At 63.2% G+C, this 9,279-nt stretch carries 8 protein-coding genes; 5 read left to right on the forward strand and 3 right to left on the reverse strand.

All coding sequences use genetic code 11. The features are described from left to right. Positions 1-1,730: PhoX family phosphatase (locus EN884_RS14455; protein ID WP_164895010.1), on the forward strand; the 1,730-nt coding region annotated here is incomplete at its 5' end. 145 nt (positions 1,731-1,875) lie between these two features. Next, complete coding sequence (locus tag EN884_RS14460) at positions 1,876-2,100, forward strand: hypothetical protein (protein WP_024502214.1); 225 nt, start codon at positions 1,876-1,878, stop codon at positions 2,098-2,100. On the opposite strand, the gene EN884_RS14465 is transcribed toward EN884_RS14460, so the two are convergent. After that, complete coding sequence (locus EN884_RS14465) at positions 2,092-3,282, reverse strand: NAD(P)/FAD-dependent oxidoreductase (protein ID WP_027161242.1); 1,191 nt, start codon at positions 3,280-3,282, stop codon at positions 2,092-2,094. The genes EN884_RS14460 and EN884_RS14465 overlap by 9 nt on opposite strands. Positions 3,283-3,625: 343 nt before the next feature. Here EN884_RS14465 and EN884_RS14470 point away from each other — a divergent pair, with 343 nt between their 5' ends. Then, on the forward strand, positions 3,626-4,663 hold the full coding sequence (locus EN884_RS14470) for a phosphatidylglycerol lysyltransferase domain-containing protein (RefSeq protein WP_063169630.1): 1,038 nt from the start codon (positions 3,626-3,628) through the stop codon (positions 4,661-4,663). A 155-nt stretch (positions 4,664-4,818) separates the two neighbouring features. On the opposite strand, the gene EN884_RS14475 is transcribed toward EN884_RS14470, so the two are convergent. Both EN884_RS14475 and EN884_RS14480 read right to left on the reverse strand, forming a co-directional pair. Further along, a complete protein-coding gene (locus EN884_RS14475; protein ID WP_013528680.1) occupies positions 4,819-5,580 on the reverse strand; it encodes an ABC transporter permease in 762 nt (253 codons plus the stop codon). Then, a complete protein-coding gene (locus EN884_RS14480) occupies positions 5,577-6,503 on the reverse strand; it encodes an ABC transporter ATP-binding protein (RefSeq protein WP_024502216.1) in 927 nt (308 codons plus the stop codon). The genes EN884_RS14475 and EN884_RS14480 overlap by 4 nt, the downstream gene beginning before the upstream one ends. A gap of 260 nt (positions 6,504-6,763) precedes the next feature. Here EN884_RS14480 and EN884_RS14485 point away from each other — a divergent pair, with 260 nt between their 5' ends. Both EN884_RS14485 and EN884_RS14490 read left to right on the forward strand, forming a co-directional pair. Further along, entirely contained in the window at positions 6,764-8,125 is a 1,362-nt protein-coding gene (locus EN884_RS14485; RefSeq protein WP_063169629.1) for a cytochrome ubiquinol oxidase subunit I, read from the forward strand. A gap of 9 nt (positions 8,126-8,134) precedes the next feature. Continuing rightward, positions 8,135-9,139 carry a cytochrome d ubiquinol oxidase subunit II gene (locus EN884_RS14490; RefSeq protein ID WP_013528683.1) on the forward strand — a complete coding sequence of 335 codons (1,005 nt, stop codon included), beginning with the start codon at positions 8,135-8,137 and terminating at the stop codon, positions 9,137-9,139. Positions 9,140-9,279 lie beyond the last annotated feature (140 nt).

The following is a 9,279-nucleotide window of genomic DNA, read 5'->3' on the forward strand; positions in this document are numbered from 1 at the left end:
ACGTCGCGCCGGGTTACGATGCCGATGTACTGCTGCGCTGGGGCGATCCGCTGTTTGCCGATTCGCCCGACTTCGACCCGACGAAACAGTCGGCCGAGGCCCAGGCGAAACAGTTCGGCTACAACAACGATTATGTCGGCTACATCCCCATCGACGGCTCGGCCGAACATGGCCTGCTGGTGGTCAACCACGAATACACCAATCCGCATCTGATGTTCCCGGGCATCGTGAAAATCGTCGAGAAGGACGGCAAGAAGTCGGCCGAAGTCGCACCCCTCTCGAAGGAGCAGGTCGATGTCGAGATGGCAGCTCACGGCGGCACCATCGTCGAGATCCGCAAGACATCAGGCAAATGGCAGGTGGTGCGCGACGGCAAGCTCAATCGCCGCATCACCTCCAACACCGAAATGGCGCTGGCCGGTCCGGTTGCCGGCCATGACCGCGTCAAGACCAATGCCGATCCGTCCGGCACCAAGGTGTTCGGCACGTTCAACAATTGCGCCGGCGGCGTCACGCCCTGGGGCACCTATGTGATGGCCGAGGAGAACATCCATGGCTATTTCTCCGGCGAGTTGCCGGAAGGCCACAAGGAAGCCGCGAACTACAAGCGTCTCGGCATTCCCGAAGGCGCCTATGAATGGGCGGCGCATTACGAACGTTTCGACCTCGCCAAGGAGCCCAATGAGGCCAACCGCTTCGGCTGGATCGTCGAGGTCGATGTCAACGACCCGACCTCGACGCCGAGGAAGCGCACGGCCATGGGCCGCTTCAAGCATGAGGGCGCCGAATCGATTGTCGCCAGGGACGGCCGCGTCGTCTTCTATCTCGGTGACGACGAGCGCTTCGACTATGTCTACAAGTTCGTGACCAAGGCCGCGTTCGATCCGAACGATCATGCCGCCAACAGGGACCTGCTCGATGATGGCACGCTGCATGTCGCCAGGTTCGCCGAAGATGGCACGGTCGAATGGCTGCCGATCGTCTTCGGCCAGGGACCGCTGACGGCTGAAAACGGTTTCACTGGCCAGGCCGACGTGCTGATCGAGACGCGCCGCGCCGCCGACCTGCTCGGTGCCACCAAGATGGACCGCCCCGAAGACATCCAGCCCAATGCCATCAACGGCAAGGTCTATGTCATGCTGACCAACAATTCGAAGCGCAAGGCCGACCAGGTAGACGCCGCCAACCCCCGCGCCGAAAACGCCTTTGGCCACATCATCGAGATCGCCGAGGACGGCGGTGATTTCACCGCCGCCAAGGGCAAGTGGGAAGTGCTGCTGAAATGCGGTGATCCGGCGGTTGCCGATGTCGGCGCCACCTTCTCGACGGCAACGACGGCCAATGGCTGGTTCGGCATGCCCGACAATTGCGCGGTCGATTCGGCCGGGCGTCTCTGGGTCGCGACCGACGGCCAGGGCCCGAAAGCCACCGGCCGCACGGATGGTCTGTGGGCGGTGGACACGGAAGGGGTGGCGCGGGCGACCTCGAAACTGTTCTTCCGCGTGCCGATCGGCGCCGAAATGTGCGGTCCGCTGTTTGCGCCCGACGACCAGACCGCCTTCGTCGCCGTCCAGCATCCGGGCGATGGCGGCGAGGACTGGGAAGCGTTCGGCCGCCCGTCCTACTATGAGGATCTGTCGACGCGCTGGCCCGACTTCAAGCCCGACATGCCGGTGCGGCCGTCGGTGGTCGCCATCACCAGACAGGGCGGCGGCAAGATCGCGGTCTGATTGCCCTCCAGCATGGGGCGCAGCAGCGGAGCAGATTTGCACCGCTGCCGCCCTTTGAAGTCGCGGCATGGGGTGAAGTCGGTCAAGCCTCGGGAAAGATTGGCAATTTAAACATGGCGCCCTAGGTCTTTATCAGGAGATCGCCATGTCGAAGTCCGTCTATGACCGTGGCTTGCTCAAGCCAGCCGATATCGCCAAGCTGCAGCGCGTGTTCGACGAGGCCTGCCGGCGGCGCGAGGCACATCCCGATTCCGCCGACGCGCGGGAAATCGCGCTTAACCTGCTCGCCCTGCACAATGCCGGCATGGAGGAAGAGGACATGCTGATGGAGGCCGTCGGTTTCCGGCGGCTGGAACCCAAATCAGCGTGATGCGCCGGGTTGGTGCGAGGCCGACCCTGCAATCCGTTTGGCGATCGCCTTGGCCAGGATACCGGCATTGGCGAAGCAGCCGCGAATGCTCGGCCGCATGCCGGTGAACCACAGACCGGGCAATTTCGGATCGGCTTGCCCGCCGTTGAAGAGCGGAACGCCCTTGGCGTCGAGCACGCCGAGCTTGCCGACCATCGGCTCCAGCCCGGTGCGGTAGCCTGTCGCGGCAATGACGATGTCAGGATAGATCAGGCTGCCATCGGCCAGGATCACGCCGTCACGGGTGAATTCCCTTATGCCAGGTACGACGGTGATCTTGCCGGCCTTTATGGCGCTGACGGCGCCGTCGTCGGCGGCGATCGCGGTGTAATCCGAGGTCAGGCGGCTGGCGCCGCCCGCAGGCGCGGGCGGCAGGCCGAATTTGGTCAGGTCGCCGAAAGCCAGGCGCTGCGTCGCCGACATCACCGCGTCGGCGACCCGCAACGGCAAGCGAGCCATGAACGGCGAAAGCCGGTGCACGGCGATCTTGCCGATGCGCTTGGGCAGCAGGGCGGGACCGCTGCGGGCCGACAGCCAGATGGCGGCCGTGTCTATGCCGGCCAGATGATTGAGCGCATCGAAACCCGAATTGCCAGCGCCGACGACCAGCACTTTCTGGCCCGCATAGGCCTGTGCGTCACCGAAATCCGCCGAATGGATGATGCGCCCGACGAAATCCTTCATGCCTTTCCATTCGGGAATGAACGGCTGCCTGTCGCGGCCGGTGGCGACGACGACATTGCGGGCCAGCCGCAGGCCAGCGCTGGTCCGTACCGCCCAGTGATCGCCCTTGAAGGCAATCTCTTCGACAGCGACGCCAAACTGCACCGGCAGCCGGTTTTCCTCCCTGAAATCATTCATGTGGCGGATGACGACCGTCCGGTGCGGAAAGGCGGGGGTGCCGGGTGGATAGGGGAGACCAGGCAGCGAAGAAAGATCGCGGTGGGTGTTGAGATGCAATTGCTGGTGCCGCCGGTGCCATGGCTCAGCCAACCGGCTTTCCTTTTCCAGGATCGCCGTCGGCACGCCGGCGTTCATCAAGGCGTGCGCGACGGCCAGCCCGGCAGCACCGGCGCCGACGACGATTGCCGGCTCGACCTTGGCCGGCAGATCCACAACCGATCTGATTGTCGTATCAGTCATTCACTCGAATCCCGTTCGACGCCAGGCTGGCAGGACGCTGTAACCGTTTGATCCCGCGCAGGATCCCTGCAGCAAACCGCGGCCGAAATTTCGAGCGATGCGAATTAGCTCCGTACGCCGGGCCGCGGTTGCGCTCTATATGGCATATGCGCGATATCAACGGTAATCAGGTCGCGGCAATGTGATTGATTCGAGGCTCGGGGTGGCTGGCGGGTCTCGGTTATCCCCACGCGCATGCCCGAAATCGACTCCGATTTTCGAGTCATGCGCAGAATCAAAGTGTTACAGCACCTTGGCGCGTCCTGGACGGCCGGCGCTGTAGGCGGCACGCGGAATCTCGACCATGCCCTCCTTGCGGTTCTATTTCGACAAGATCCTTGAGGCCGCCGCGCCCGAGGTCGAGCGGCAGGCGCTGACCCATGTCGAACGCCTGGCACTGGTGCGCCGCTATGGCGACTTCTCGCTCGCCTATTCCACCGCCGTGCAAGGCAAGCTCTCCTATTTCGGCGACGCCGACGGCTACATCGCCTTCGGTACCAAGATGAAGCACCATTTCGCGCTCGGCGACCCGGTGGCGGCTCCGGCGCGTCGGGCCGATTACATCAAGCGCTTCGTCGAGACCGCCGGCAGCCCGTGGTTCGTGCAGGTCGGCGAGGACACCGCACGCGTGCTGGCCGGCCTTGGCTACAAGGTCAATCGCCTCGGCATCGACACCCGCCTCACCCTGCCCGAGCATGATTTTTCCGGGAAGCGCAACGAGACCGTGCGCTACTCCGAGCGCTGGCTGCTGAAGAAAGGCTTTTCGTTCGACGAGGACAAGCGCACGATTTTTCTGGATGAAATTGCCCGGCTTTCGGAAAACTGGCGCGGCGACCGCATCGTCAAGCGCTGGGAGATGGGCTTTCTCAACCGCAACTTTGCCGACCATCTCGGCACCGACATGCGCCGTTTCGTCCTGCACGGTCCCGACGGCGGACTGGTCGCTCTGCTCGACTTCGACCCGCTGTGCCGCAACGGAAAGGTCATCGGCTACACGACGGCCTTCAAGCGCAAGCATATCGACGCTTCGCCGCATGCCGAGGTCGGCCTGACCAAATTCGCCGTCGATCGTTTTCGCGAAGAGGGCATCTCGGTGGTCACGCTCGGCCTGTCGCCGATGCTCGATATCGGGCCAAGCGGCTTTGCCGAAAGCGATTTCTGGCGCAATGCCTTCCAGCGCGCCTACGATTCGCCCTGGGTCAATCGCCGCAGGTTCAACCTGCAGGGCCAGGCGGCCTTCAAGCGCCGCTTCCACGGTGTCGAGGAGCCGGTCTACATCGCTTTCCGCAAGGGGACGTATGTCGAGATGCTGGGGTTGCTGCGGCTGGTCAAGGCGATCTAGATGTATCGATATTCAGGTGAGGCCGGCCTGCAAATGGCGGCTTCCTGCGCTTCCGGTGCTCACGTACGAAAAGTACGCTCCGCTCCGGTTCTCGGAATCCGCCATTTTCGACTCGGCCTGACCTGAATCTCAACAGACCTGGCGGCGTTCTGCCGTCAATTCCTCAACCGATACCCTGTCCTGAAGATCCAGGCGACGATCGTTATACAGATCAGCAGGAAGACGACCGTCATGCCGAGGCTGACGCCGACCGAGACGTCGGACTTGCCGTAGAAGCTCCAGCGGAAACCGCTGATCAGATAGACGACCGGGTTGAACAGCGTGATCGTGCGCCAGACCTCGGGCAGCATGTTGATCGAATAGAAGCTGCCACCGAGGAAGGTCAGCGGCGTGATGATCAGCAGCGGAACCAGTTGCAGCTGCTCGAAACTCTTCGCCCAGATGCCGATGATGAAGCCGAACAGGCTGAAGGTCACCGCCGTCAGCACCAGGAAGGCGAGCATCCAGAACGGATGCAGGATGGTGAGCGGCACGAACAGCGAGGCGGTGGCCAGGATGATCAGGCCGAGGATGATCGACTTGGTCGCGGCACCGCCGACATAGGCGATGACGATCTCCAGATAGGAGACCGGCGCCGACAGAAGCTCGTAGATCGAGCCGACGAATTTCGGGAAATAGATGGCAAAGGAGGCGTTGGAGATCGACTGCGTCAACAGCGACAGCATGATCAGACCCGGCACGATGAAGGCGCCGTAGCTGATGCCGTCGATCTCGGTGATGCGCGAGCCGATGGCCGAGCCGAAGACGACGAAATACAGCGACGTCGAGATGACCGGCGAGACGATGCTCTGCAGCACGGTGCGGAAAGCACGTGCCATTTCCATCCGGTAGATCGCCCATACTGCGCGAAGGTTCATGGCTCCCTCCTCACCAGATTGACGAAGATCTCCTCGAGCGAAGAGTTTTGCGTGTCGATATCGCGGAACTGGATGCCGCCGGCCTCGAGATCGCGCATCAACGAGGCGACGCCGGGCCGCTCGGCCTGGTTGTCATAGGTGTAGGTCAGCTGCCCGCCATCGGGCGACAATTCCAGCGCATAGCGCGAGAGCGCCTCGGGAATGGCCGTCAGCGGATTGCGCAGTTCCAGCACCAGCCGCTTGCGGCCGAGCTTGCGCATCAGTTCGGCCTTGTTCTCGACCAGGATGATCTCGCCGCGGTTGATGACGCCGACGCGGTCGGCCATCGCTTCGGCTTCCTCGATATAGTGCGTGGTGAGGATGATGGTGACGCCGTCCTCGCGCAGCCGGCGCACCATCGCCCACATGTCCTGGCGCAGCTCGACGTCGACGCCGGCGGTCGGCTCGTCGAGGAACAGGATGCGCGGCTCATGCGACAGCGCCTTGGCGATCATCAGCCGGCGCTTCATGCCGCCCGACAGGGTGATCGCCTTGGCATCCTTCTTGTCCCACAGTGAGAGATCGCGCAGCACCTTCTCGACAAAGCCGTGGTTGGCCGGCTTGCCGAACAGGCCACGGCTGTAATTGACCGTCGCCCAGACGCTCTCGAAGGCATCGATGGTCAGTTCCTGCGGCACAAGCCCGATCAGACCGCGCGCGGCGCGATAATCCTTGTTGATGTCGTGGCCGTCGACGGTGACGGTGCCCGACGAGCGGTTGACGATGCCGCAGACGATCGAGATCAGCGTCGTCTTGCCGGCGCCATTGGGCCCAAGCAGCGCGAAGATTTCGCCGCGCTGAATGTCGAGATTGACTTCCTTGAGCGCGGTAAAACCGGTGGCGTAGGTCTTGGAGACCCCGGAAATGGACAGGATGGAAGGCATGGATGAAAACGGCTGCTTGAAGAGGTCCCCTGATATAGGCCGAATGTCGGTGCTTGCAACCGCAAGTCAATGCCCTGCTGACAGTTCTCGACAATCGTTGCCGGCCGGCCATTGCAGGTGCGGCGCACAGGCCCGGAGTTGCGCGGCATGCAACCGGCAAAATTGTCCTGTGGCGTTCAGCCTCGCGGCAGGACGCCGCTTTGACCTGAACTCGCTTCGGGCCTATTCTTCGCGAGTATTTGCAGCAGCCGGAGCCCATCATGGACCCGCTCATACTTTCGCGTATCCAGTTCGGCGCGAATATTTCATTCCACATTCTATTTCCGACGATCACCATTGCGCTGGGTTGGGTGCTGCTGTTCTTCAAGCTGCGCTACAACGCGACCAACGATTCCGCCTGGATGCGCGCCTATTTCACCTGGGTGAAGGTGTTCGCGCTGTCCTTTGCCATGGGCGTGGTTTCGGGCGTCACCATGAGCTTCCAGTTCGGCACCAACTGGCCGGGCTACATGGAAAAGGTCGGCAACATCGCCGGGCCGCTGCTGGCCTACGAGATTCTCACCGCCTTCTTCCTCGAAGCGGCCTTCCTCGGCATCATGCTGTTCGGCTTCCGCCGCGTTTCCAACCGCATCCACACACTGGCGACGGTGCTTGTCGCCGGCGGCACCACCGTCTCGGCGTTCTGGATCATCGCGCTCAATTCCTGGATGCAGACGCCGGCCGGCTTCGAGATGCGCGACGGCGTGGCGCATGCGGTCGACTGGTGGGCAATCATCTTCAACCCGTCGATGCCCTACAGGCTGACCCACATGCTGCTGGCGTCCGGGCTGACGGTGTCGTTCCTGGTCGCTGGCCTGTCGGCGCTGCGCTATCTCACCGGCGACCGTTCGGAATCGATGTGGAAGGCGCTGCGCACCGGCGTCTTCACGGCCGCGATCCTGATCCCGATTCAGATCTTCGCCGGGGACCAGCATGGGCTGAACACGCTGGAGCACCAGCCGCAGAAGATCGCCGCCATGGAGGCCAACTGGAACACCGGCCCCAATGTGCCGCTGGTGCTCTTCGCCCTGCCCGACGAGGCCGCGAAGGAAAACAAATTCGAGATCGCCATTCCCGACGGCGCCAGCCTGGTGCTGCGGCACTCGACCAGCGGTGTCGTGCCGGGACTGAACGATTATCCCGGCAACCATCCGCCGGTCTTTCCGGTGTTCTGGGGTTTCCGCGTGATGGTCGGCACAGGCATATCGATGCTGCTCGTCTCATGGTCGGCGGCCTTCTTCCTCAAGCGCCGGCACAGCCTGCCGAAGCCGCTCGCCATGCTGATGGTACCGATGGCGCTGTCGGGCTGGCTGGCGACGCTGGCCGGCTGGTACACCACCGAAATCGGCCGCCAGCCCTGGCTGGTGACGGGCGTGCTGAAAACGGCAGACGCGGTCGGCCCGGTGGCGGGCAGCCATGTCGCGCTGACGCTGGCGACCTACCTCGTTCTCTATGTGCTTTTGCTGATCGCCTATCTCGGCGTGCTGGTGCACCTGGCGCTGAAGGCGGCGAAGGACGGCGATTCATCGCCGCTGCCGGGCGTCATGAACGCCGCCATGTCACAGCCGGCGGCTGGCGAGTAGGAGAAGAAGATGAGCTTCGACTGGCCAACCGCGCTTCCCCTCATCTTCGCCGGCCTGATGGGCCTCGCCATCCTGATCTACGTCATTCTCGACGGTTTCGATCTCGGCATCGGCATCCTGTTCGCCGCCGCCGAAGACGCCGAACAGGATACGATGATTGCCGCGATCGGCCCGTTCTGGGACGCCAACGAAACCTGGCTGGTGCTGGCCGTCGGCCTGCTGCTGGTCGCCTTCCCGCTGGCGCATGGCGTCATCCTGACGGCGCTCTACATTCCGGTCTTCGTGCTTTTGCTCGGGCTGATCCTGCGCGGCGTTGCCTTCGATTTCCGCGCCAAGGTGCCAGCTGGCCGGAAGCATCGCTGGAACCGTATTTTCTTCCTGGGTTCGCTCATCGCCTCACTGGCGCAGGGCTACATGCTGGGTGTCTATGTGCTCGGCCTCGATGTCGGCCTCGGCGGCATGGCGTTCGGCGTGCTGGTGGCGTTCTGCCTTGCCGCCGCCTACGCGGCGATGGGTGCCGCCTGGGTGATCTACAAGACCGAAGGCGAGCTGCAGAAGAAGGCGGTGCGCTGGCTGCGCACGACGCTGGTGCTGACCGCACTCGGCATGGCCGCGGTGTCGCTGGCGACGCCCTTCGCCAGCCCGCGCATCTTCGACAAATGGTTCGTCTGGCCGGAGATGCTTTATCTGTCGCCGCTGCCGATCCTGTCGGCGCTGCTGTTTCTGTGGCTGTGGCGGCAGACCTTCCATCTGCCGAAGCCCGACGACCGCCATTCACTGACGCCGTTCCTGACGCTGGCGGCCATCTTCGCGCTTGGCTTTGCCGGCCTCGCCTGGTCGTTCTACCCGTTCGTGGTGCCGGATCGCCTGACCATCTGGCAGGCAGCCTCGGCACCGGAAAGCCTGGCCATCATCCTGGCCGGCACCGTGGTGGTGCTGCCGATCATCATCTTCTATTCCTTCTATGCCTACCGGGTGTTCGGCGGCAAGGCGACCGACCTGACCTACGATTGATCCGCTCCATCTCTTTGACGCAAAGCGCCATGGGCTTTCTCAGGAAGGGCTGCTTTCAGATCAGCCCGGAATCGCGCGCGGCAGCTGTGGCCTCGCCACGCGAGATGGCATCCAGCTTACCCAGAACCGCGGAGACATGG

Origin of the sequence: Mesorhizobium sp. M7A.F.Ca.AU.001.01.1.1, from assembly GCF_004022735.1 — a bacterium.
GTDB classification, from domain to species: domain Bacteria; phylum Pseudomonadota; class Alphaproteobacteria; order Rhizobiales; family Rhizobiaceae; genus Mesorhizobium; species Mesorhizobium ciceri.

What these genes read in the sequence shown, in the direction of transcription:
- EN884_RS14460 (WP_024502214.1), top strand. Translation starts at nt 1,876, where the DNA reads ATGTCGAAGTCCGTCTATGACCGTGGCTTGCTCAAGCCAGCCGATATC.
- EN884_RS14465 (WP_027161242.1), bottom strand. Translation starts at nt 3,282, where the DNA reads ATGACTGATACGACAATCAGATCGGTTGTGGATCTGCCGGCCAAGGTC.
- EN884_RS14470 (WP_063169630.1), top strand. Translation starts at nt 3,626, where the DNA reads ATGCCCTCCTTGCGGTTCTATTTCGACAAGATCCTTGAGGCCGCCGCG.
- EN884_RS14475 (WP_013528680.1), bottom strand. Translation starts at nt 5,580, where the DNA reads ATGAACCTTCGCGCAGTATGGGCGATCTACCGGATGGAAATGGCACGT.
- EN884_RS14480 (WP_024502216.1), bottom strand. Translation starts at nt 6,503, where the DNA reads ATGCCTTCCATCCTGTCCATTTCCGGGGTCTCCAAGACCTACGCCACC.
- EN884_RS14485 (WP_063169629.1), top strand. Translation starts at nt 6,764, where the DNA reads ATGGACCCGCTCATACTTTCGCGTATCCAGTTCGGCGCGAATATTTCA.
- EN884_RS14490 (WP_013528683.1), top strand. Translation starts at nt 8,135, where the DNA reads ATGAGCTTCGACTGGCCAACCGCGCTTCCCCTCATCTTCGCCGGCCTG.